The following is a 22,425-nucleotide window of genomic DNA, read 5'->3' on the forward strand; positions in this document are numbered from 1 at the left end:
ATGAGTGATGCAACACAAATCTTTAGTGAATTTCTGGGAACGGCAATTTTAGTTTTACTGGGGGATGGTGTTTGTGCGGCAGTCAACCTTAAAAAGAGTAAAGCAGAAGCTTCCGGCTGGATCGTGATCGCGACAGGCTGGGCAACAGCTGTGACGATTGCTGTTTATGCCTCTGGTTTCATGGGACCTGCCCATTTGAACCCTGCTGTAACGTTGGGAATGGCAATGACGGGTAATTTTTCTTGGGGATTGGCGGTACCTTTCATGTTAGCACAGTTAGCAGGCGGGATCGTCGGTGCAATTCTTGTTTGGCTCAATTACTTGCCGTTATGGGATGAAACAGAAGATCAAGGCGCTATTTTAGGGACATTTGCCACTGGACCTGCCGTTCGTAACTTAGCCGCGAATACGATGACCGAAGTGATCGGTACGTTTGTTTTAGTATTTGGCTTGTTGGCATTTGGTGCAAATACCTTTACGGATGGCTTGAACCCAATCGTAGTCGGAATCTTGATTTTGGCGATCGGTCTTTCTTTAGGCGGACCGACAGGATATGCCATCAACCCAGCTCGAGATTTAGGTCCGCGGATCGCCCATCAAATTTTGCCCATCAAAAATAAAGGAACATCTGACTGGGGATATGCGTTTGTACCAATCATTGGACCTTTTATCGGTGCAGCATTGGCAGCCGGACTATTCATGATTTTACCGCTCTAATTGACTCATTGATCTTTTAAACGATAGCGATCTGCTAGATGGCTATCGTTTCTTTTTTTTGATAAATTCCTTCGTTTGATTGAATTCTTCCAGCGAAAGTGGTTAAATAAAGAAGCTGAAAAAAGAGCAAAGGAGCATGTATGTGAAAAAAATTTTGCGTGTTTGTTTATGGCTTGTCGGTATTCTAGTAACACTAGCACTAGTCGTACTGATTGCTTTTCAAGTGTCGCCTCGTCCAGGGGCCTATCTGATTGGAAAAATGTTTAATGACGAGGTGAAGATCACAGATGAAACCGCGTATCAAAAAAGTTTGCCTCATGTGACGGTAAAAAATGATCTGACCTATACTTCTGACTATGATCGTAGTACATTTGACCTCTATCATCCCCAAGGTGCTTCGAAAGTACCAGTTGTTTTCTGGGTGCATGGTGGTGGTTACGTCGGTGGTGATAAGGAAGGGGCCAAAGAATTTGCGACCTACTTAGCAGATCGCGGACAAGTGGCAGTGGTTTCATTGAACTATGAGTGGGCTCCTAGTCTAGAATACCCAGGGCAAGTCAAACAAATCAATCAAGCCTATCAATCGATCAAGAAAGAGGCAGCGCAATATCCAATGTTAGACTTTAAAAAAGTCATTTTTGGTGGAGACTCTGCCGGCTCACAGATTGCTGGGCAATTCTTAGCGATCCAAACCAATTCGGATTACGCCAAAGATATGAAGATGACGCAAGTGATCCCATCAGGAGATATAAAAGGATTCATTTCTTATTGCGGACCTGTTGACTTGAAGCAAATGGCTCATCAAACTTCTGATGATCGCTTCATGAAATTCTTTGTTAAAACAGTCGCGTGGTCTTTATTAGGAACCAAAGATTGGAAAAACAGTAAGGAATTGCAGCAAGTGTCATTAGTCAATAAATTGACCAAAGAATTTCCGCCAACCTATATCACGGATGGCAATGCCTATTCTTTCCAGGATCAAGGAATCGCTTTTGATCAGAAGCTTCAAGAGCTAGATGTGCCAGTTAAATCTCTCTTTTACAAAGATGTTCCTGAGGCAGTCAATCATGAATACCAATTTGATTATTCGCTAGAAGAATCAAAGAAATGTTTGGATGAAACCCTCGACTTCCTTAAAAATGTGATGCTGTAAGGCTTCAAAACGCGAAAAAAAGTTGACCTAATAAAAGGTCAACTTTTTTTAATCTCCTAGACCGATGAAATAGTCATCATCTTTCATTGCTTCTACCGTTCCTAATAGATAGCCATTCCCCACTTGAGAGAAGAAATCGTGATTGCTGGTTCCGGTAGAGATACCATTCATTACGATCGGATTGACATCATTGGCCGTATCTGGAAACAGGGGATCTTGGCCTAAGTTCATCAATGCTTTGTTTGCATTGTAGCGCAAGAAGGTTTTGACTTCTTCCGTCCAGCCGATCGCGTCATACAATTCTTCGGTGTACCGTTCTTCATTTTCATACAATTCATACAACAAATCGTACATCCAGTCCTTCAAACGCTGTTGTTCTTCTTCAGGAAGCTCATTGAAACCTAATTGGAATTTGTAGCCGATATACGTTCCATGTACCGATTCATCACGGATAATCAGTTTAATGATCTCTGCAACGTTAGCCAATTTATTATTGCCTAAATAATAGAGCGGTGTATAAAAACCGGAATAAAAAAGAAACGTTTCTAGAAAAACACTCGCAATTTTCTTTTCAAGGGGAGTCCCGTTCTTATAGATCTCATTGATACGTTCTGCTTTTTTTTGCAGATAGGGATTCGTATTGGTCCATTCAAAGATTTCATCGATCTCGGCTTTTGTATTCAATGTGCTAAAGATAGAAGAATAACTTTTGGCATGGACAGATTCCATGAATTGAATATTGTTCAAAACAGCTTCTTCATGGGGCGTGCGTACGTCTTTACGCAGCTGATCCATTCCGCTTTCTGATTGAACCGTATCGAGCAGTGTTAGCCCGCCAAATACATAACCAACCGTTGTTTTTTCTAGATCTGAAAGTGTCCGCCAATCATCTAAATCATTGGATAATGGAATACGCGTATCTAGCCAGAATTGTTCTGTCAGCTTTTCCCAAGTTGATTTATCGATGATGTCTTCAATCGCATTCCAGTTGATTGCTTCATAATAAGTTTTGCCCATCTTAGGTTCCTCCAATAGTAGTCTTGATACCAGAGACAAGAACAAAAGGAGCCTACCTGATTGTCAGTCGCAAATGCCTTCAACCTTTCGGGAGGATCTCTAATCCATCTCGATCATGCTTTGGTGAAGACATTTGATTCAATCAGGTAGTTTTTTTGTTCTTAGTCAGTGCTTAGCTTAGCGTGCGTGATTAAATCACACAGCTTTCGCATTGATTGCTGCCGATTTCTTCTGCGTCATCCGTAAAGGTCCGTACATAATAAATCGATTTGATCCCTTTATGGAACGCATAATGACGCAGAATGTTCAAGTCACGGGTTGTCTGTTTACTGGTTTCTTTCCATTCATAGAGCCCTTCTGGAATATCTGAGCGCATGAAGAGGGTCATACTCATTCCTTGATCCACGTGTTTTTGTGCAGTTGCATAAACATCGATAACTTTACGCATATCCATATCATAGGCTGAGCGATAGTAACCAATCGTATCATTGCTCAAGTAAGGTGCAGGATAGTAAATCTTCCCAATTTTCTTTTCTTGCCGTTCTTCGATCATTCGTGTGATTGGATGGATACTCGCACTTGTATCATTGATATAAGAGATAGAACCATTTGGCGCAACGGCTAAACGGTTTTGGTGGTACAAGCCGTCTTTTTTGACTGCTTCTGCCAATGCGGCCCAATCTTCTCCAGAAGGAATAAAGACACCGTCGAACAACGCTTTGATTTTGTCTGATTTTGGTTGGTAATCCCCTGTGATATAGTCTGTGAAATAGCTGCCATCCGCATAAGCTGATTTCTCAAAGTTATGGAACACTTCGCCCCGTTCTTTGGCGATGTTATTGCTTTCTACAAGTGTCCAGTAGTTGAGCAACATAAAGTATAAGTCTGTGAATTCTAATGATTCAGGAGAACCATATTCCATTTGATTCTTCGCAAAATAGGTATGCAAGCCCATTGCACCTAAACCAATCGTATGGTTCAACGCATTTCCATTTTGAATAGAAGGAACAACGTCGATGTCAGAAGCATCTGTAACAAAAGTCAATGCGCGAGTCATGGCACGGACGGATTTTCCAAAATCAGGACTGTCCATCAAATTGACGATGTTTGTTGAACCAAGATTGCAACTAATGTCGGTGCCAAGCACTTCATATTCTTGTTTGCCGTTGATTACAGAAGGTTCTTGAACTTGCAGGATCTCTGAACAAAGGTTACTCATAATGATTTTGCCATCGATTGGGTTGGAACGATTGGCGGTATCAATATTGATGATGTAAGGATAGCCAGATTCTTGCTGCAATTTCGAAATTTCATTTTCAAGGTCCCGAGCTTTGATTTTTGTTTTACGAATGTTAGGATTCATGACTAAATTGTCGTATTCTTTTGTGATATCGATGTAAGAGAACGGAATACCGTATTCTTTTTCGACACTGTATGGGCTGAATAAATACATGTCTTCATTTTTACGGGTCAATTCATAGAATTTATCAGGAACGATCACACCAAGAGAAAGAGTCTTGACCCGGATTTTTTCATCCGCATTTTCTTTTTTGGCAGATAGGAAACTGATGATGTCTGGATGGAACACGTTGAGATAAACGACACCAGCACCTTGCCGCTGCCCGAGTTGATTGGAGTAGCTAAAGCTATCTTCGAACAATTTCATGACCGGCATCACACCACTGGCAGCGCCTTCGTAGCCTTTGATTGGCGCACCAGCTTCCCGTAGGTTAGACAACGTGATTCCCACGCCGCCGCCGATTCGAGAAAGTTGCAATGCGGAATTGATCCCCCGACCGATTGCGTTCATATCGTCGGTCAACTGGATCAGGAAACAAGAAACCAATTCGCCTCGACGTTTGCGGCCAGCATTCAAAAAAGAAGGTGTTGCCGGCTGATAACGCTGATAGATCATTTCATCAGCCAAAGCCAAAGCTAATTCTTCATCTCCATCTGCAAAATAGAGGGCATTGAATGCTACACGGTCCTCATAGCTTTCCAAATAGGCTGTTCCATCATTAGTTTTCAATGCATATTGAGAATAAAATTTGTACGCTGCCATGAAGGACTTGAAGGTAAAATGCTGTTCCGACAGAAACTGATAAAGTTCTTCGATAAACGCAGGACGATACTTACGAATGAAAGCTTCTTCTAAGTAGTCATGTTCAATCAAGTAATCGATTTTGTCAGTGACTGAATCGAAAGTCATCGTATTTGGCTCAACATTTTCTTTGAAAAAAGCCGCCAGGGCTTCTTTATCTTTGTGTAGAGGGATCTGTCCATCAACGGGGCGGTTGATTTCATTGTTCAATTTAAAATAGCTTACATCTTTGATTTCTTTCAAGCTCATAAAAAGCAACCTCTTTCCTTGTTTTGATCGTATAAAAAAGGATCTGCAGGTCTTGACGACTGACAAATCCTCCAAAAACACATTGGTTAAGTTACTGCTTAGCTGGCCAATTGACGTAATTGATCCGGACGGAAGCCAATGATTGTTTGTGCATCAGAAGTGATGATCGGAACGCTTTGGAATCCTTGTTCTTTCAAAAACTCAATTGCTTCAGGCTGGTTGTCAATATTGATTTCTTCAAAAGAAATATGATTATCGCTTAAAAAGCGTTTTGCCATTTTACATTGCATACAGTTGTTTTTTGAAAATAGTTTAATATTCATAATGATTTCCTCCGAGTCAGTAGTAGTTATAAATCTAGTATAAATAAGTCTTGGAGAAAGTCAACGGAAAAACACTATATCTAGTGCTTGTGAAAATTACATACACAATTTATAGTGTTTAGCCAGTTTTTATACAGCCAAAAAAAGCTGATTTTTCCTAGAAAATCGCGATTTATAGCCAAAAAGATCCGAGAATATGCAATGGAGTTGAGTAAAAAAAAATCGAATTGTGAACGAACTTTCAAGTTCCTCTGTGAAACAGATTGACTTTAGTCCTAAATCGCTCTATTATAATGATAATCATTCTCAATTGAACGAATAAATAATAGGAATCTTTCACAAGAGGAGGAAGAAATCATGAAAATGGCGCAAACAGAGGCTTCCAGAATATACCAAATCGAAGCGATCACGACACCAAAGAACGTCACGGCGCATTTAAATGATTTGGGTCTTCGGGTAGGCGTTGACATTCTCATGGTTCAAAAAAACTGTAAAAGCGGCATCATCTTGCATCGGGACAACCGGATCGCATTGGATGCCAGCGTCATGGAGCAGATTGACGTGTCCGAAAGACAACAGCAGACGGTTTTGACTTCTCTAGATCAATTACATGTAGGAGAGCAAGGCAAGGTGGTAAAAATTGCAACGACTGGTGCTTTGCGGCGGCGATTGATGGATATGGGGATCACCAAGAATGTGCCGATTCATATCGTGAAACTAGCGCCACTAGGTGATCCGATCGAGATTCGCTTAAGAGGGTATGAATTGTCGCTGAGAAAACAAGAAGCAGCTTTCGTCTTTGTTGAAAAAGGAGTAGAGGAATGACCTATCAATTCGCATTAGTCGGCAATCCCAATAGCGGCAAAACCAGCACCTTCAACCAACTGACTGGCGCGAAGCAAACCGTTGGAAACTGGCCGGGGGTAACAGTCGAGCGCAAATCAGGAAAGCTCCGTAAAGCCAAAGAAATTACCATCCAAGATTTGCCGGGCATCTATTCATTGTCTCCTTATACTCCTGAAGAAGTGATCTCGAGAAATTATTTGGCAGAAGCCCCCATCGATGCGGTTTTAGATATTGTTGATGGCACAAACTTGGAGCGGAATCTCTACCTCACTTTGCAATTGGTGGAAATGGGTCTGCCTACAATAGTGGGAATCAATATGATCGATCTTTTAAAGCGCAAAGGGATCCAGATCAACTTTGAGAAGCTAGCCTATGGCTTAGGCGTACCGGTTGTGGGAATCAGTGCCTTGAAACAACAGGGACTGAATAAGCTGATCGATGCTGCAAAGAAAAGAGCAGGAAATGGTCAGTCAAGCGTCATCTACGATTCACGTTTAGAGGCGGCTTTAGCAGAGATCATTGGTCTATTGCCAACTGAAATTCCCGAGAGCAAACGACGCTGGATTGCTGTCAAGCTGTTTGAAGGTGACGAATTGATTCGTCAACAAGTCGCTTTGACTCCGAGCGATGAAAAAGAATTAGCGGAAATCATTAAAATCACGGAAATGATTTTTGATGAGCAAAGCGATGCAATTATAGTAAACGAACGGTATGGATTCATTCAACAATTGTTAGCTTTAGCAACAGTCAAGGAAGAAGAGTACCGCTTGTCCTTAAGCGACAAAATCGACCGTGTGTTGACCCACCGCCTACTGGCACTACCGATTTTTGCCCTTTTCATGTGGGGAATCTACTTCTTATCCATCCAATCGATCGGTACGATGGGCACCGACTGGGTCAATGATGTCCTGTTTGGCAGCTTAGTCCCGGATATTCTGCAGCAGCTGATGAACCAATGGCAAGTAGCCCAATGGCTGCAGGAATTGATCCAAGATGGGATCGTGGCGGGTGTCGGGGCTGTCCTTGGATTTGTTCCACAAATTTTTGTGCTCTTTTTCTGCTTGGCGTTATTAGAAGATTGCGGCTACATGGCACGCATCGCTTTTGTGATGGATCGCTTGTTCCGCAAGTTTGGTTTGTCAGGAAAGTCTTTCATTCCGATGCTGATCGCTACTGGCTGTGGTGTACCTGGGGTCATGGCCAGCCGGACTATTGAAAATGAAAAAGATCGCCGTTTGACGGTCATGGTCACGACATTTATGCCTTGTTCTGCAAAGCTGCCGATCATTGCACTGATTTCCGGGGCGTTCTTTCCCGGCAGTTCATGGGTCGCACCTTCTGCGTATTTCATTGGGATGGGGGCCATTATTTTATCAGGTATCGCATTGAAAAAGACTGCTCTCTTTGCCGGCGACCCAGCACCCTTCATCATGGAGCTGCCTGCCTATCATTTGCCGCAACTAGGAACCGTGTTGAAAAGTGCGATTGATCGGGCCGTAGCCTTCATCAAAAAAGCCGGAACGATCATCTTCGTTGCATGTATCTTTATCTGGTTTACTTCTAGCTACAACTTTACCTTTGATCGAGTGGGGGAAGAAGAAAGCATCTTAGCCTTTTTCGGCCGTTTGTTAGCACCGATTTTTGCGCCACTAGGCTGGGGCACTTGGCGAGGTGCCGTGGCGACCATTACAGGATTGGTGGCAAAAGAAAATGTCATCGGGACTTTTGGGATTTTGTACGGCCAAAGTGGGGTTTCTGAAACCGGTACAGAGATCTGGCAAGTGCTGCGAGGCGATTACACCCCAGTAGCCGCCTACTCCTTTTTGATTTTTAACTTATTGTGTGCCCCTTGTTTTGCGGCCATCGGCGCGATCCATCGTGAAATGGGGGATAGCAAGTGGACTTGGTTGGCTATTAGTTACCAGTGTGGACTGGCTTATTGTGCAAGTCTGATTGTTTACCAATTCGGGCATATCTTCTTTGAAGGAGGGCAACTGACAGTAGGAACCTTGGCAGCGTTGATTGTTCTTGGTTTGTTGCTGTTTGCTCTGATAAAGAGACCCCAACAAAAAAATTCACCACTATTACAAGTAGTCGGAGAAGTAGTAGGAGGCGAAAAATGATTGCAACGATTCTTTTAAGTCTAGTGATCTTTGGCTATGCAGGAAAAGTGCTTTATCGAATGGTCAAAAAAGGCAGTTGTTCTGATTGCCATCAAAGCTGTCCAGTAAAGCAAGAAGAGAAAATCTAAAAATTATCCATGAATCTAACGCCAGTTTTATGGCTCTTTGTCAATAAGGACTGATGGGTTGTACAAAATCAAATCTGGGTCAGAATGAACCTCATTCTGGCTCAGATTTTTTGTTATCTTACTTTGATTAATTGATTGATCAAAAAGATTCTAATTCTCATGTTCTCAAATGATTTAAATCCGTAGGATACTCGTTTCATTGTCTTTATATGGGTATTCTTCGCTTCTATTTTTCCATTGGTGTAAGGATAGATCATCGCGTTGGTGATGCCTTCTTCATAGGTCAGAAGGTTTTGGAGCTTTTCCCGAAAGCCGTCATCTAACGTTTCGGGAAGTTCTGCCAATAAGGAGAAAAATAAGTCAGGGTCTTTGTCTCGAAAGGCTTCAACTAATTCATGAAAATAGGGATACGCCTCCTTCAGGGACGTAGAAAAGCCAAGCAATCGATCAATCATCATCGCTTCCGTAAGAAATGGGTATTTTGGTGATCGAAAACTTTTCCATGTTTTGTATTCATAATGGTTGATGTTTGCACGATTTTTTAGCAAAAAGCGCCAGTTCTTTTTCAGTTTTTCTGCCTGACTTTTCTGTCCTACTTTACGAAGTTCATTCATTTCACGGATACGCAACTCATTAAAGGCTTGATTCATGTGTTTGATAATATGAAACCGATCAATCACTACTTTCGCATTTGGCAGAATACGTTTGGTAAGCTGGAAGTAGGCGGCGTTCATGTCTGTGACTAAAAATTTTACTTCTTCAGGATTAGTGCAGCCTAAGAAATAGCTTGTTAATCGAGGCAATTTACGCGTAGGCAAGACATCAATTAATTGTCCTGTTTCGCCATCTGCGCAAATAAAGCTCATTTTATCTTCTATGGAAGCGTGCGAACGAAATTCATCAACCATCAATACTCTGGGGAGAATCCTCTTAGATTGCTTTGGTAAGTAGCTTTTAAACTCTTTCAACGTACGAATAACGGTGGTCAAAGATACCTGACAATTTTTCGCAATAAAAGATAAAGATACTTTTTCAGTCAGCAAAGAAGCAATTTTATATCTGACATGATTCGCGATTGAATGTCTGGGTTGAACAAAATAACTTTGAGCCGTCCAATGGGTTCGACAGTTTTTACAGGTATAGCGCTGCTTTTTTAAGCGCATAACCAAAGGCATGTGATTGTATTGTTCAAAGCGGACAATCGTTTCCTTCTTCCCATTTTTCACTACAATTACTTTCCCGTTTCCATCTACCACAGTAGAACCACAATTTCTACAGGTATGGGGAGCAGGTGAGAAAACAGCATCGACGATCAACGTCTTTTTCTTCTGAAAGGTCTCGTAAGAGACCTCTGTAATCATCAAATCTTTCTCTATTAATCGCAGCATTTTTTTGATAGAATCATTCATATAGCATATCGTCCTCTCAGTTGTTTATTTTGTCGTGATTTAATCATACTAGAGAACGATATGTTTTTTAATACCTAAAATAAAAATGGGGCTGAAGAATCAATTCTGATTCATCAGTCCCATAAATTATAGAGCCAGTTTTATTAGGTAACTAGCGAGTATGAGTAAAGCAGTTAGGCAGAAATGCCTAGCTGCTCTTTTTATGAGAAAGGGCTATCAAAAGAACTGATTCTTTAGTATGATTAATTATATACATGATATATAGGTTTGTTTTATTAAAGAAAGTAAGCAGAAAAACAGCATGAAACGAAATGTAGATAAAGCAAATATCATAAACAGTAATGCAAACAAGAACGAGCGAACGTTGATAATGAAAGTTACATTGGGAAGGCGGAGAGCAGCAATGAGGCAACAACGAAGGATTGAACAACGGAAAAGACAGCTTCTATGGGCATTGAGCATAAGTTTACTGCTTGTTACGATTGCCGTTAGTTATTGGCTGATTCACACCATGCGTACTGGGACTGATTCGTCAACAAGCTCCCCAGATAACCAAGTGTCACTTTCTACTTCCAGCCAAGAAACAACAACGGCCTCTCAATCGTCGAAAATTACTCTGACAGCAAGTGGCGATATGCTCTATCACAGACCAGTTTATATGAGTGCATTTGATGGGAAACGCTATGATTTTGACAATGACTTTGAGCAGGTGCAACCGTTGATCGCTTCTGCCGATATTGCTTTTGGTGACTTTGAAGGCACCATCAATCCCAACAAAGAACTAGGCGGTTATCCTACCTTTAATGCGCCTCCGAATGTAGTAGAAAGTATCAAAGCAGCTGGTTTTGATGTGATTGATCTAGCCCATAATCATATTTTGGATACTGGAATCGAAGGGCTTAAAACGACTGCTAATGCTTTTCAGGAGATTGGATTGGAGCCGATTGGTGTCAATGTAAATGATCAAGGGATATTCGTCAAAGAAGCCAATGGCATCAAAGTAGCGATGCTGGCTTATGCTTACGGATTCAATGGCAATGAAGCTAGCTTGGCACCGGAAGAATATACGACCTATTTAAAAGATTTATCCATGGAAAAAGTAGCAGCTGAAATCAAAGAGGCAGAGAATGTAGCCGACATCACCGTTGTTATGCCGCAACTCGGTGTAGAATATTCCTTAGAACCTACAGAAGAGCAGCAGAAGATTTATCGACAAATGATCGACCTCGGAGCGGACATCATTTTTGGCGGTCATCCACATGTCGCTGAACCAACAGAAATCATCGAAAAAGACGGCGAGAAAAAATTTATTCTCTATTCAATGGGAAATTTGCTATCCAATCAACGCTACGAAACAGTCAACAACTATTGGACCGAGCGAGGGGTCATTCCAGAAGTCGAGCTCACAAAAGAAGGTGATCGTACATTTTTGAGTGATATCAAGCTGCATCCAACATGGGTCTCTAAAGAGCCGATCCCTGATCGTAGATATGACGATCCAGAGTTTGGCACTACCGAAGCCTATGATTTTCAAGTTGTACTGGCAGAAGAATATCTTCCTGGGGGGAAGTATGCGGATAAAGTACCCGAAGACAAACGCCAGCGAATCGAAACCGCGTATCATGAAATGATGGAGCTGCTAAATTTAAAATGGAAATAAGCAGCTGAATCTGTCTCACTAACCTATGACAGGTATCAAGCAGGCATCTTTTGAGGTAAGATGTCTGCTTTTTTGCTGTTTTATTTAGTAGCTCGATCATCTTGCAGCAGATCTTTTAGGAGCATTTAGCCCGCTTTTTCTAGTAATGACACCCACAAGTTGAACAGAATGACAATCACTGAGAGCAGACTAGTTGCTGTAAGTTGATAAAACAGCAAAATTCAGCAAATTTCATTGGCTACAGTTCAGTTTTTCAAGCTTTTTTCTAGAAGAGATGAACGCAATCACTATTGCCGGTACCAGTGATATTGCTTATAGTAAACGCATACAAGAAGACTCGAGAATTCTTTGTACGAGAGGTGGTTAACTTTGTTAAGCGAATTATTAAAAGAAGACTATATCCAATTGGATATCTCAGTAGAAAATTTTGACGAAGCAATCAAGGCATCCGCACAGCCGCTATTGACTGCCGGTGTCATCGAAAATGAATACATTTCATCCATCCTTTCCATTTATCATGAGATTGGGCCTTACATTGTTATTACGAAACAAATTGCGCTGCCTCATGCACCCATAGAGAAGGGGGCAAAGAAATTAGCATTAGGATTCACTCGATTAGAACGACCCGTCATTTCTGGTCATGAATCAAATGATCCTGTCAAATTTTTGTTTCCCCTTAGCGCACCAGACAATGAATCCCATATTTCATTGTTATCCGAACTGGCTGAGTTGCTGGGCAACAAAGACTTTCTGGAATTGTTAGGACGAATGACTGAAAAAAACGAACTAATTGCATTTCTAAAAAAATTTGAAGGAGAGAATAACTATGCATAAAGCACTGATTGCCTGTCGAGCAGGCGTAGGCTCAAGTCTGATGTTAAAAATCAAAGTGAATGAGGTCATCCGGGAAAATGACTTTCCAATCGAGGTGGAACATGCGTCTTTAGATGCGGTCTCTGGTTTTACGGGAGATCTGATCATTACTTTGACAGATGTTGCCAATGAATTAAGAGAAAAAAATTTGCAGCAAACCATTATTGGGATCAACAACATCGTTGATAAGAAAGAAATCAAAGAAAAAATCGCAGCCGCATTAGTCTAAAAATCAATGAAGGAGAAACGCTCATGGATTTAATTATCAGTTTTCTTAGTACGCCAGCCGTACTTTTAGGTTTAGTTGCAATGATTGGGTTATTGGCCCAAAAAAAATCAATGACCGAAGTGTTGACTGGAACCTTTAAAACCATCATCGGTTTCTTAGTATTCAGTTCCGGCGGTTCGATCATGACTGGCGCACTACAGAATTTCAATACCCTATTCCAAAAAGGGTTCAACATCGTAGGGGTCGTTGCATCGCCAGAGGCCGCCACTGCCCTAGCCCAAACAGAATTTGCATTTGTGACCAGTTGTACATTGATTCTCGGCTTTTTGATGAACTTAGTCATTGCTCGAATCACGCCATTTAAAAATATTTTCTTTACCACAGGACATAGTTTGTTTTTCGCTTGTGTGTTGTCATTGATTCTAAAGGCTCATCAGTTTGCTGATATTCCAGCGATATTAATTGGCGGAACATTACTCGGCTTTTTCTCTGCTGCGTTACCTCAGCTGTGCCAACCATTTATGCGGCGCATTACTGGCAGTGATGAGACCGCCATTGGACACTTTAACATGGTGGGTTATGCATTGTCTGGTTACATTGGGATGCTATTTGGTAAACACAAAGATAAAACAACGGAACACATCAATTTTCCGAAATGGTTATCCTTTTTTAGAGACTTCTTGATGGGCGTTGCGGCAGTTATGCTAGTGCTATTCTATATCTCTGCATTAAAAGCGGGACGAGATGTCACTCAAGAATTAGCAGGAACGACTCATTGGCTGGTCTTTCCTTTCGTGCAGGCATTTACCTTTACTGCGGGGATGTCGATCTTGATGACTGGTGTGCGCATGTTCTTGTCTGAAATTACGGCGGCATTTGTTTCGATCTCGGAAAAATTCATTCCAAATTCTCGTCCGGCATTGGATGTGCCAACTGTTTTCCCGTTTGCACCAACAGCAGTCATTGTAGGGTTCTTATCCTCTTATGTCGCTGGCTTATTGGGAGTATTGATCATGGTGCTTTTCAATTTTCCAGTCGTGATCATTCCAGCAGCCCATATTTGTTTTTTCTCCGGAGGAACAGCCGGCGTTTTTGGAAACTCTACTGGCGGTTGGCGGGGAGCGATTGCAGGGTCCTTTGTCATCGGGCTGTTACTCGCCTTTTTACCAACAGTTCTTTACCCGGTGTATGGTAGCTTAGGCATCGAGGGATCGACATTCCCAAATATCGACTACAACGTCATGGGAATCTTATTAGATAAACTATTAAGTTTGTTTGGTCAGTAATCGATCGCTAAGACATTTGTCATCAGCTGAACTTCTGAATCTTTGCACGCAAAAAGAACTATCTCAAAGTGTGCAAAGATTCAGTGAAAACGAATCAGTGACAGAAAGGATTTTATATGGAAACAACGAATTTAGCTTATTTTTTGCAAACAACCAAAGATGAGCTTACAGCTTATTTGAATGAGATCAATCAACAACAGTTGATCGATGCAGCTGAACTGATCGTTGCTGCAAAAAAAAAGAAGGGGCGTGTGCATGTGACTGGCATCGGTAAGCCAAGTCATGTTGCGGAATATATAGCAGCTTTGCTTTCTTCCACAGGCACTCCTACCTATTTTTTAGATGGAACTGAAACGATCCACGGCTCTGCCGGACAAGCCGAAAAAGGGGATGTCGTGATTGCTATTTCCAATAGCGGCGAAACAGAAGAATTGAAAAAATCGCTTCTTACTCTGAAAGCTTTAGGAATAAAAGTCATCGGAGTGAGTGGAGGAATCGACTCATGGCTGCAAAAACATTCCGATGCCTTCTTGTTTGCTGGTATCACGAATGAAGGAGATCCGTTGAACAAACCCCCACGAATCTCGATATTGGCAGAAATCATTGTTTTACAAAGCTTGTCGATTTTACTGCAACAAGAAGCCGCCATTGATATTGATGATTATTATGCATGGCATCCTGGAGGAAGCTTAGGGAGTGCTATCATGCAAGAAAGAAGTGTCGAAGAATGAAGATCGAAGGAATCATTACAGCCATGGTCAGTCCTTTAGATGAGCAGGGAATCGATCGAGCAGCCACTAGAAGACTAGTTAATCAATTGATTGCGAAAGGGATCCATGGGTTATTTATCCTAGGGACCAATGGGGAGTTTTATGCCTTATCTCATGCTGAAAAGCTCGAATTGGCAACCATCGTTGTAGAGGAGACAGCAGGTCGGGTACCAGTATTTGCAGGAGCAGGTGGGATTTCGACAGAAGCTGTCATTGATTTAGTGAATGAATTTCAAACCATTGGAGTCACAGCGGCTTCCATCATCACTCCTTATTTGATCAAGCTTACGGATCAAGAAGTAGTCCAACACTATAAAATGATTGCTGCAAAGACAAAACTCCCGTTGATTCTCTACAATATTCCTAAGAATACCGGCATTGCGATCAATGAAACCATCTTTAACGCATTGCTGAAAATACCCACTATTATTGGGATCAAAGACAGCAGCGGGGACATAGAAAACCTCAAAAGCTATCTCAAATTGAATGAGCGAGACGATTTTTCTATTTTAGTAGGTTCTGACTCTTTGATCTTGGAAGCGTTGGAATGTGGCGCTGATGGGGCAGTCGCAGCAACTTCCAATGTCTTAACGACAACTGACTTAGCTATTTATCACGCATTTAAAAGTGGTGAGACCCAGAAAGCTAGAAACTATCAATTAAGTATTGAAGACTTTCGCCGTATCTTAAAGTTCGGTACAGTACCCAGTGTCCTAAAATACTGCGTAGGTTGGATGGGAATTCCTGTCGGTGATCCTAAGCTGCCGGTGCTGCCAGTAGATGAACAGGACTATCCAGAGATCCATCAAGTTTTAGCGGAATATCGAAAAGTGGAGGGATTCGATGAATAAGAAGCTCGTGATCCTCAACCGGATCCATAAAGAAAAAATCATGGCGATCGTACGGGTCGAAACAGTGGAACGAGCCGTTGAAATTGTTGAAGGCTGTAAAGCCGGTGGTATAACTTGCTTGGAAATCAGTTATACGAATAACAATGCCGGGGAAATCATCAAGCAACTGAAAGAAATCTATCAAGACGAAATCGTTGTCGGTGCTGGAACCGTATTGGATAGCGAAACCGCTCGGGATGCGATTTTACATGGTGCTGAATTCATCATCTCACCGGCTTTTTCAAAAGCAGTCGCACAGATAAGCAATCGCTATCAAATCAGCTACATGCCAGGCTGTACTTCTATCTCTGAGGTTTTAGAAGCTCTCGAAGCAGGAGCGGATATGATCAAAGCATTTCCAACGTCTTCTTTACATGGGCCAAGGATCGTCTCAACAATCAAAACACCATTGCCGTTTGTCCCGATCTTATCTTCAGGGGGCGTTTCTTTGACAAATGTTACAGAATGGTTGAATGCTGGTGTAGAATGTATGGGAGTAGGAACATTATTGACAAAAGGTTCGCAAGCAGAAATTGCAAAGAATGCGGCACGATTGCGCAAAGAAATCGACACATTTGTGAATTAACAAAGAGAGGAGAGAGGGTCATGATCGATCAACGCACATTACAGCTGATACAGAAAATGATTCAAAAACCATTGATGGAACAAGAGGAGATAATGCGCTTCTTTTCTCTGTCAAAAAATCAATTGGATTATGCAATCAGAAAAATCAATGAACTATTAAAAGCAAATAAACAGCCGTTGATTCGATCAGATCCTTATTTTATTCAATTAGCACCAAAGGCAAAAGCTTTTTTTCTGAATGATTTCCTAAACGGTGCCGTTTATACCCAGTATGAGATGAATAGTGAAGAACGAAAAAAATATATTTTTCTGATGTTGTTTTATTATGAATCAGACTATCTTTCTGTGAATCACTTCTTGTCTGCGCTGCGTGTTGGCAAGACTACCTTTATGGCGGATATGAAAAAATTAGAAAAAGAACTGTCTCTGTCAATGATCACTATTGGGTATACGCGGAAGAACGGCTATGGGCTGATTGGGAATGAAGAAAATCTGCGTAATTTTTTTATGAAGATGATGTTTCATGATTTTGGGGATAATCAGGAGGAGTTTGTCTATCATTATTTCTTGGTCAATGAAAAAATTGATGGCTTCTCACAGGTCGAGGGTATCGCAAGAGAAAAACTAAAAACCTTTTCTTTAGAATTAGTGGAGAATCGCTTGAATGAATTCTCTTATTTGTTTACGATGATCCTTCCTCGTTTAAACAAACAGTGGCAAGATTTTTATGAAACCTATAATTACCAGACTTTTTTTCAGATGAAAGAGTATTTATTTGCAAAAGAATTATTAATGGAATTTGGTATCACAAATAAATCAGCCCAATTGTATATCTGTGGGTGGCTGCTGGGGATGGCGCTAGGGGATACCACTTATCCATCAGCGGATTTTTCGATTATTCATGAACTGGTCGAGCGCATCATCAAACGCTTTGAACTATTGTCCGGCATCCGTTTTAAAGATAAGCAAAAAGTCATCAATCAATTATATAGTCACTTTCGACCAGCTTATTACCGCTTGTTTTTTCAATTGCCAATTATCAATCCCTTACATAAAAAAATTATTGAAGAATATGAAGATCTGTATCAGATTGTTCAAGAAACATTGCGTCCCATCGGAAATCTTTTTGAACGCGGAATCCCAGAAGATGAAGTTTCTTTTTTAACCATCCACTTTGCTTCTTTGATCAATGATTTTGATGAATACCAAGTCAATCAAAAAATTGGTGTGATTGTTTGTCCGAATGGAATCGGTAGCTCTGCCATGATCTATAATGAATTAAAAATGATCTTTCCAGACATTATTTTTATCGGACCCATTGAGACCAAAGAACTATTGCTTGAGCGCCCTGAATGTGACCTGATCTTTACTACGGTACCCAATGTCAGTCTTTATACACTGAAAAAGCCAGTTTATGTGGTAAATCCAATAATGACCAATGAAGAAAGAAATCAATTGATTCAAGAAGTTTACCATCAGCCCAGCGAAGCTATTTCTCTGATTGGGGTGGAAGAACTTATGGCTGTTATCAAAAAGCATGCGACAATCGAAGATGATAAAAGTTTGAAGAAAGAATTGCAATTGCTCCTTACCAGAAGAGAAGTCAATCCAGCTTATTCAGCAACCCTAGGCGAGGAAAGAAAGCCCGTTGCGTTGATTGATATGCTTAACCCACAGTACATTTTGACTAATATAAAAGTACGCTCTTGGGAAGAGGCATTCTATTTGGCAGCAACGCCACTGATCAAGGATCAAGTGATCTCACGTGGTTATATTGATACGATCATCCAAAACGTTCGCAAAGAAGGACCTTTTTTCATTATCATGGATCAAGTAGCATTGCCTCACGCACGGCCAGAAGAAGGCGCGTTAAAGCTAGGCCTAGGCATCACAGTCTTACAAGAACCAGTGATAATCAACAAAAAAGCGTCGATTAAATACATCTTCACCCTCTCAGCAATTGATCACAGCAAACATCTATCTGCCATTGCCGAGCTCGTCGCTTTGTTGGAACAGGAAAGTTTTTTCAACTTACTCGAACAAGAAGCCGATCCTCAACAAATCTTTGACTGGATCGCATCTTTTCTCTTGAAAAATAAGCATATGGTTCCGATGTAATTGGACTGAATAACTACACCAGAGTGATCACCCCCAAAAAATCTAACTTATTGGGTTGCTTCAATAATCAGTGTTGTTTGTGACTCTTTCCACTACAACTGACACACGAAGATGTAGATAAGATAATACCACTGAACAGTCAAAGAGCATTTAGGTTACTTGATGAGAGATCATGCAATAAATCGATCGTGCTTTTAATCAGACGTATACGCTTGAGGTAGGTTATTTACATCTAATAAGGACATGGGAATCCTATCCTTATTGAATGAGGCACTATTTAAGTTATTCCGCTGAATCATGCAGTAAACCCGCTTATAACATCCAGAAGGATCATTTTTAATAATTAAATTAACATTTTTCATATAAAAAGAGCGAGAGCAATCATTGCGTATTATTGATTGCACTTGCTTTTTTTTAGATTCACTCCTTTTTTTAGTCAAAATGAAGGTAGAGATGAATTTGGGACAGCCTTTACCGTCAAGTTATACTATCAAAAGATTAGACTGAGGAGGGGTGTGGTGGAAAACAACAATTTAAGAAAAAAATTAGACGATTTGTCATGATAGCAGTTTTGGCGCTATTGACTATTGGTCTCTTCCAAAAAGAAGTTTTTGCAGAAAACGTCAATACGTTCTCAATCCAACCACTAGATGAGAATGGAAATGTGAATGAGAATGGCTATTACCATATCATTGACGAACCAGGAAAGCAACGCACTGTTTCAATTCGAGTGTATAACCTTTCTGAAGAAGAAATCAGCGTGAATGTGACCATAAATCCAGCTTCTACGAATCAAAATGGAATCCCCAGTTATTTAGGGGAAGAAGCGTATGATGCTTCTCTCATTCATCGAATGGATCAACTGGTCGCAATTGAAGAGAGTGAACTCCTGATTCCTGCAGGTTCTTCGGTACTCACAACACTGATTATCTCCTTACCACAAGAAGAATGGGAAGGGGATATCCTTGGAGGCATTCGTTTTACTGAAAAAAAGAATCAGCAGAGTGAACAAACTGTGACTCATGAAGTCGCCTATACGGTAGGCATTCTTTTAAATCGAGTAGGCGGGTCAGCAGTTGAAAATGAATTGTTTTTAAATGAGGTGACCGCGAGTCAGCGTAATTATCGGAATCACATTGAAGCAAATCTACAAAATAGAGCTGCTGTGATTGTTCGCAACATGTCTATTCAGTCAAGCATTTATAGAGAAGGAAGTGGAACCCCTATCTATACATATGACGCATACGAGTTGCGAATGGCACCAAATTCTAATTTCAACTTTGGCATCCCTGCTGGAAATCAGCCAATTGAAGCAGGGAATTATGTTCTAAAGACGCAAGTAACAGCTGATGAAAAAGAGTATCGCTTTGAACAATCTTTTTCCATTACGAATGCGAATGCCCGGCAATTAAATCAAAGTGCGGTCAATCTAGAGCGGACGACATCCTACATGTCATATGGGATATTTGTCGGAATTGGCGTGATCCTCGTTCTTTTGGTGATGTGGTGGACTCGAAGGCGGACTCGGAGAAAAAAGAGAAGAAAACGACCCATGATATAAAAAGGACTGGCTTATCGGAGTCATCCAGCAAATTAAAGAGCATAAAATAAAATGCTTAATCGTAATGAAATGAATGAGCAGGATCTTGTGAAACTATGAAGGAACACCCTGTAAAATGAACTTCAAAAGGATAACGGAGGAAAGAAAATGAAAAAAACGACACGAACATTATCAATTGTACTTTTAGCAGCTAGTCTTGGATTGGGTAGCAAAATGGGGGATGCGGCAACTTATGATGACGCAGCGAATATTACGACTGAAGGAAAAGTGAAAATCTTGGAAAATGACTCTTCAAACCCAGTCGTTTCTGACCCGGAGAATCCAGGAAATGAAGTTACTCCCGAAGAACCAACCAATCCTTATCCGGGACTTTTACGGATCAACTATGTATCAAACTTTGATTTTGGTCAGATTCAAAATGTCTCACGTGCGATTGAACAAAAAGCACGGCTCGATCATGTGTGGGTAAACGGTGAAGAAGTCTCGCGTGTGCCTTTTGTCGCGACAGAAGATCGCCGAGGAAGTGAACGGCTAGGATGGGAATTACAAGTATTACAGCCGAATCAATTGGCAGATGCGAGTGGTCATGAATTGATTGGGGCAACGATTACTTTATCCGGGCTGCGTTATGTGAATGCAACGGCTGCTACACCAATGTATACGAATGGCGGACAATTTGTCAATGGAGTCTATGATTTACAGTTAGGCGATGTCGGTTTACAAATTCCTGATCCAAGTAGAGTGCCAGATCAAACATTTAAAGGAAATGTGACTTGGACATTGACCAACACGCCAATGAAACAACATTATTTAACGAAAGAAATTCGTAATTTATTTAAAGATGGCAACTGCACTACCTTAAAAACAGATATACGCTGTCAAGATGTTGAAGCAGCATAAAATCTTCCAGAGTATGTCTCGTAAAGGGAATTGTTTAGATAACTCACCTATGGAAAACTTCTTTGGTTTATTAAAGCAAGAGATTTTTCACGGAGAAGTCTATCGGAGTTTAGATGAATTGAAAACAAAAATTGACCAATATATCTATTATTACAACCATAAACGCATCAAAAAGAAATTAAATTGGCGAAGTCCGGTTCAGTTTCGAGAAGCTGTAAAAACAGCTGTCTAACAGTTAATCTTATCATACAAAAAAGGAGTGGATTTCTCCACTCCATAAAAGTCTAACTTTTTGGGGTCACTACACTCTGCAAATGAGAAGGGGCTTTTTTATTTTCTGTATTTATTTTCTAATGCTAAAGCTTTTGCTGTGAAGTTGGTAAAGTAATTATCTATACCAAAATTGATTGCCTTTTTTATTTCACTAGTGGAGTTTATTGTCCAAATTTTCAAAAGTTTTTTGTGGCCATGAACTAATTTAACATTTTCTTTTGTCATCATACTCTTTTCAGCAGAAACTATATCTACTATGTCATACGTGACTGCCTTTTCTAATTCGCTTTGATTCTTAACTAATAAGAGTTTTGGCATATTTGGAAAACTTTTGCTCAAGTCTTGCAACGGTTTAATATCAGATGCTTGAACTACGATATTATCTTCCAAGTTATTTTTTTCACAAGATCTTCGAAAAGCTTCGTTTGATTGGAGTTTTCCTTTAGTTCTATTACATAATTCACAGTATTCCCGTATCGATTAAACACATCTTGCAAACTCAATATCTTTTCATTATCTTCAGTTCTTAAATCAGAAATTTCATCATCGGTCATATCTACAAAAAGTTTGTCTACACCAGTTATTCTTTTTGCTGATAAATCATGAGAAACATAAAGAGTGTTGTCTCTGGATGTCACAAGATCTTGTTCGATATATTTTGATCCGTATAAAATAGCCAGATCATAAGCAGCGACTGTGTGTTCAATCTCTTCTCCAGAGGCTCCTCTATGGGAGTATACCCTTGAACTGGAATCGTTAGTGTTTTTTATTAAGTAAAATGTTATTACTGAAGAAAGAATTACTAAAAATATTAAGAATGGAATTAGTATTTTTGTTTTTTTTATCTTTTTACGATGCATACGGTACCTCAAGGTTTTTCTTTTATTGTACCAGAAAAAAAATATATAAAGGAACAGTTTTTCTAACTGGGGATCCTAAGGCATAAATAAATGTGCAAATAAATTAATCATTTATCGACGAATACCGACAACTAGGAACTAAAGATGATAAAAATCAACAATATGACGTATTCAAATTAGTCATATTGTTGATTTTTAATGTTAATTGAACAGCAACAACAAGAATCCATGGTAAACAAATAGCCCGCTGCGGAGAGCTTATAAACGAAATATTAAACGTTATTCTTTTCATTTGAATTAAAAATTATTTTATTGTAGACTTTGTAAGGCGATATTAAATCGTCAATGAAGAGG

At 40.4% G+C, this 22,425-nt stretch carries 19 protein-coding genes and 2 pseudogenes; 16 read left to right on the top strand and 5 right to left on the bottom strand.

Going from position 1 to position 22,425, the window contains the following annotated elements:
- Positions 1–717 (top strand): MIP/aquaporin family protein, encoded by a 717-nt coding sequence (locus tag EGX73_RS08505; protein ID WP_003127404.1) that lies wholly within the window; start codon positions 1–3, stop codon positions 715–717.
- A 136-nt stretch (positions 718–853) separates the two neighbouring features.
- Positions 854–1,870 (top strand): alpha/beta hydrolase, encoded by a 1,017-nt coding sequence (locus EGX73_RS08510; RefSeq protein ID WP_029487237.1) that lies wholly within the window; start codon positions 854–856, stop codon positions 1,868–1,870.
- Positions 1,871–1,918: 48 nt separating this feature from the next.
- Here the strand turns inward: EGX73_RS08510 and nrdF are convergent, their stop codons facing one another.
- The 3 genes from nrdF to nrdH form a co-directional block, all read right to left on the bottom strand.
- Positions 1,919–2,887, bottom strand: coding sequence for a class 1b ribonucleoside-diphosphate reductase subunit beta (nrdF, locus tag EGX73_RS08515; protein ID WP_003127406.1), 969 nt, complete (start codon positions 2,885–2,887; stop codon positions 1,919–1,921).
- A gap of 190 nt (positions 2,888–3,077) precedes the next feature.
- A complete protein-coding gene (gene nrdE / locus EGX73_RS08520; protein ID WP_003127407.1) occupies positions 3,078–5,237 on the bottom strand; it encodes a class 1b ribonucleoside-diphosphate reductase subunit alpha in 2,160 nt (719 codons plus the stop codon).
- Positions 5,238–5,335: 98 nt separating this feature from the next.
- A complete protein-coding gene (nrdH, locus tag EGX73_RS08525) occupies positions 5,336–5,560 on the bottom strand; it encodes a glutaredoxin-like protein NrdH (protein WP_003127409.1) in 225 nt (74 codons plus the stop codon).
- A gap of 357 nt (positions 5,561–5,917) precedes the next feature.
- On the opposite strand from nrdH, the gene EGX73_RS08530 reads away from it, so the two are divergent.
- The 3 genes from EGX73_RS08530 to EGX73_RS08540 are packed head-to-tail and all read left to right on the top strand — an operon-like array spanning position 5,918 to position 8,657.
- Entirely contained in the window at positions 5,918–6,385 is a 468-nt protein-coding gene (locus EGX73_RS08530) for a ferrous iron transport protein A (protein ID WP_003127410.1), read from the top strand.
- Positions 6,382–8,529, top strand: a complete 2,148-nt coding sequence (feoB, locus tag EGX73_RS08535) for a ferrous iron transport protein B (protein ID WP_123866879.1) — start codon at positions 6,382–6,384, stop codon at positions 8,527–8,529. The genes EGX73_RS08530 and feoB overlap by 4 nt, the downstream gene beginning before the upstream one ends.
- Positions 8,529–8,657, top strand: a complete 129-nt coding sequence (locus EGX73_RS08540) for a FeoB-associated Cys-rich membrane protein (RefSeq protein WP_172956424.1) — start codon at positions 8,529–8,531, stop codon at positions 8,655–8,657. Before feoB ends, EGX73_RS08540 begins: the two co-directional genes overlap by 1 nt.
- Before the next feature lie 113 nt (positions 8,658–8,770).
- On the opposite strand, the gene EGX73_RS08545 is transcribed toward EGX73_RS08540, so the two are convergent.
- Positions 8,771–10,066, bottom strand: coding sequence for an ISL3-like element ISEfa5 family transposase (locus EGX73_RS08545; RefSeq protein WP_123866709.1), 1,296 nt, complete (start codon positions 10,064–10,066; stop codon positions 8,771–8,773).
- Positions 10,067–10,469: 403 nt separating this feature from the next.
- Between EGX73_RS08545 and EGX73_RS08550 the strand changes: the two genes are divergently transcribed.
- The 11 genes and pseudogenes from EGX73_RS08550 to EGX73_RS08600 all read left to right on the top strand — a co-directional run.
- Entirely contained in the window at positions 10,470–11,726 is a 1,257-nt protein-coding gene (locus EGX73_RS08550; protein ID WP_123866880.1) for a CapA family protein, read from the top strand.
- A 369-nt stretch (positions 11,727–12,095) separates the two neighbouring features.
- Entirely contained in the window at positions 12,096–12,560 is a 465-nt protein-coding gene (locus EGX73_RS08555) for a PTS sugar transporter subunit IIA (RefSeq protein ID WP_123866881.1), read from the top strand.
- On the top strand, positions 12,553–12,828 hold the full coding sequence (locus tag EGX73_RS08560; protein WP_005471675.1) for a PTS sugar transporter subunit IIB: 276 nt from the start codon (positions 12,553–12,555) through the stop codon (positions 12,826–12,828). Before EGX73_RS08555 ends, EGX73_RS08560 begins: the two co-directional genes overlap by 8 nt.
- 23 nt (positions 12,829–12,851) lie before the next feature.
- Positions 12,852–14,114 carry a PTS ascorbate transporter subunit IIC gene (locus tag EGX73_RS08565; protein ID WP_021149274.1) on the top strand — a complete coding sequence of 421 codons (1,263 nt, stop codon included), beginning with the start codon at positions 12,852–12,854 and terminating at the stop codon, positions 14,112–14,114.
- A gap of 116 nt (positions 14,115–14,230) precedes the next feature.
- A complete protein-coding gene (locus tag EGX73_RS08570; protein WP_003127416.1) occupies positions 14,231–14,845 on the top strand; it encodes an SIS domain-containing protein in 615 nt (204 codons plus the stop codon).
- Positions 14,842–15,735, top strand: a complete 894-nt coding sequence (locus EGX73_RS08575) for a dihydrodipicolinate synthase family protein (protein ID WP_003127417.1) — start codon at positions 14,842–14,844, stop codon at positions 15,733–15,735. The genes EGX73_RS08570 and EGX73_RS08575 overlap by 4 nt, the downstream gene beginning before the upstream one ends.
- Entirely contained in the window at positions 15,728–16,360 is a 633-nt protein-coding gene (locus EGX73_RS08580) for a bifunctional 2-keto-4-hydroxyglutarate aldolase/2-keto-3-deoxy-6-phosphogluconate aldolase (RefSeq protein WP_003127418.1), read from the top strand. Before EGX73_RS08575 ends, EGX73_RS08580 begins: the two co-directional genes overlap by 8 nt.
- A 20-nt stretch (positions 16,361–16,380) precedes the next feature.
- Positions 16,381–18,477, top strand: coding sequence for a BglG family transcription antiterminator (locus tag EGX73_RS08585; RefSeq protein WP_003127420.1), 2,097 nt, complete (start codon positions 16,381–16,383; stop codon positions 18,475–18,477).
- A 559-nt stretch (positions 18,478–19,036) separates the two neighbouring features.
- Positions 19,037–20,038, top strand: coding sequence for a DUF916 and DUF3324 domain-containing protein (locus EGX73_RS08590; protein WP_123866882.1), 1,002 nt, complete (start codon positions 19,037–19,039; stop codon positions 20,036–20,038).
- 147 nt (positions 20,039–20,185) lie between these two features.
- On the top strand, positions 20,186–20,938 hold the full coding sequence (locus tag EGX73_RS08595; protein ID WP_253764159.1) for a WxL domain-containing protein: 753 nt from the start codon (positions 20,186–20,188) through the stop codon (positions 20,936–20,938).
- Positions 20,925–21,170, top strand: a pseudogene (locus tag EGX73_RS08600) (IS3 family transposase); the annotation flags it as partial. The gene EGX73_RS08595 and the pseudogene EGX73_RS08600, both read left to right, overlap by 14 nt.
- A 98-nt stretch (positions 21,171–21,268) precedes the next feature.
- Here the strand turns inward: EGX73_RS08600 and EGX73_RS16460 are convergent.
- Positions 21,269–22,071, bottom strand: a pseudogene (locus tag EGX73_RS16460) (glycerophosphodiester phosphodiesterase).
- Between the last annotated feature and the right edge of the window lie 354 nt (positions 22,072–22,425).

This window comes from Enterococcus sp. FDAARGOS_553, assembly GCF_003812305.1.
GTDB classification, from domain to species: domain Bacteria; phylum Bacillota; class Bacilli; order Lactobacillales; family Enterococcaceae; genus Enterococcus_D; species Enterococcus_D gallinarum.

What these genes read in the sequence shown, in the direction of transcription:
- EGX73_RS08505 (WP_003127404.1), top strand. Translation starts at nt 1, where the DNA reads ATGAGTGATGCAACACAAATCTTTAGTGAATTTCTGGGAACGGCAATT.
- feoB (WP_123866879.1), top strand. Translation starts at nt 6,382, where the DNA reads ATGACCTATCAATTCGCATTAGTCGGCAATCCCAATAGCGGCAAAACC.
- EGX73_RS08590 (WP_123866882.1), top strand. Translation starts at nt 19,037, where the DNA reads ATGATAGCAGTTTTGGCGCTATTGACTATTGGTCTCTTCCAAAAAGAA.
- EGX73_RS08545 (WP_123866709.1), bottom strand. Translation starts at nt 10,066, where the DNA reads ATGAATGATTCTATCAAAAAAATGCTGCGATTAATAGAGAAAGATTTG.
- EGX73_RS08560 (WP_005471675.1), top strand. Translation starts at nt 12,553, where the DNA reads ATGCATAAAGCACTGATTGCCTGTCGAGCAGGCGTAGGCTCAAGTCTG.
- EGX73_RS08580 (WP_003127418.1), top strand. Translation starts at nt 15,728, where the DNA reads ATGAATAAGAAGCTCGTGATCCTCAACCGGATCCATAAAGAAAAAATC.
- EGX73_RS08575 (WP_003127417.1), top strand. Translation starts at nt 14,842, where the DNA reads ATGAAGATCGAAGGAATCATTACAGCCATGGTCAGTCCTTTAGATGAG.
- EGX73_RS08550 (WP_123866880.1), top strand. Translation starts at nt 10,470, where the DNA reads ATGAGGCAACAACGAAGGATTGAACAACGGAAAAGACAGCTTCTATGG.
- EGX73_RS08585 (WP_003127420.1), top strand. Translation starts at nt 16,381, where the DNA reads ATGATCGATCAACGCACATTACAGCTGATACAGAAAATGATTCAAAAA.
- nrdE (WP_003127407.1), bottom strand. Translation starts at nt 5,237, where the DNA reads ATGAGCTTGAAAGAAATCAAAGATGTAAGCTATTTTAAATTGAACAAT.
- EGX73_RS08510 (WP_029487237.1), top strand. Translation starts at nt 854, where the DNA reads ATGTATGTGAAAAAAATTTTGCGTGTTTGTTTATGGCTTGTCGGTATT.
- EGX73_RS08530 (WP_003127410.1), top strand. Translation starts at nt 5,918, where the DNA reads ATGAAAATGGCGCAAACAGAGGCTTCCAGAATATACCAAATCGAAGCG.
- EGX73_RS08595 (WP_253764159.1), top strand. Translation starts at nt 20,186, where the DNA reads ATGAAAAAAACGACACGAACATTATCAATTGTACTTTTAGCAGCTAGT.
- nrdF (WP_003127406.1), bottom strand. Translation starts at nt 2,887, where the DNA reads ATGGGCAAAACTTATTATGAAGCAATCAACTGGAATGCGATTGAAGAC.
- nrdH (WP_003127409.1), bottom strand. Translation starts at nt 5,560, where the DNA reads ATGAATATTAAACTATTTTCAAAAAACAACTGTATGCAATGTAAAATG.
- EGX73_RS08570 (WP_003127416.1), top strand. Translation starts at nt 14,231, where the DNA reads ATGGAAACAACGAATTTAGCTTATTTTTTGCAAACAACCAAAGATGAG.
- EGX73_RS08565 (WP_021149274.1), top strand. Translation starts at nt 12,852, where the DNA reads ATGGATTTAATTATCAGTTTTCTTAGTACGCCAGCCGTACTTTTAGGT.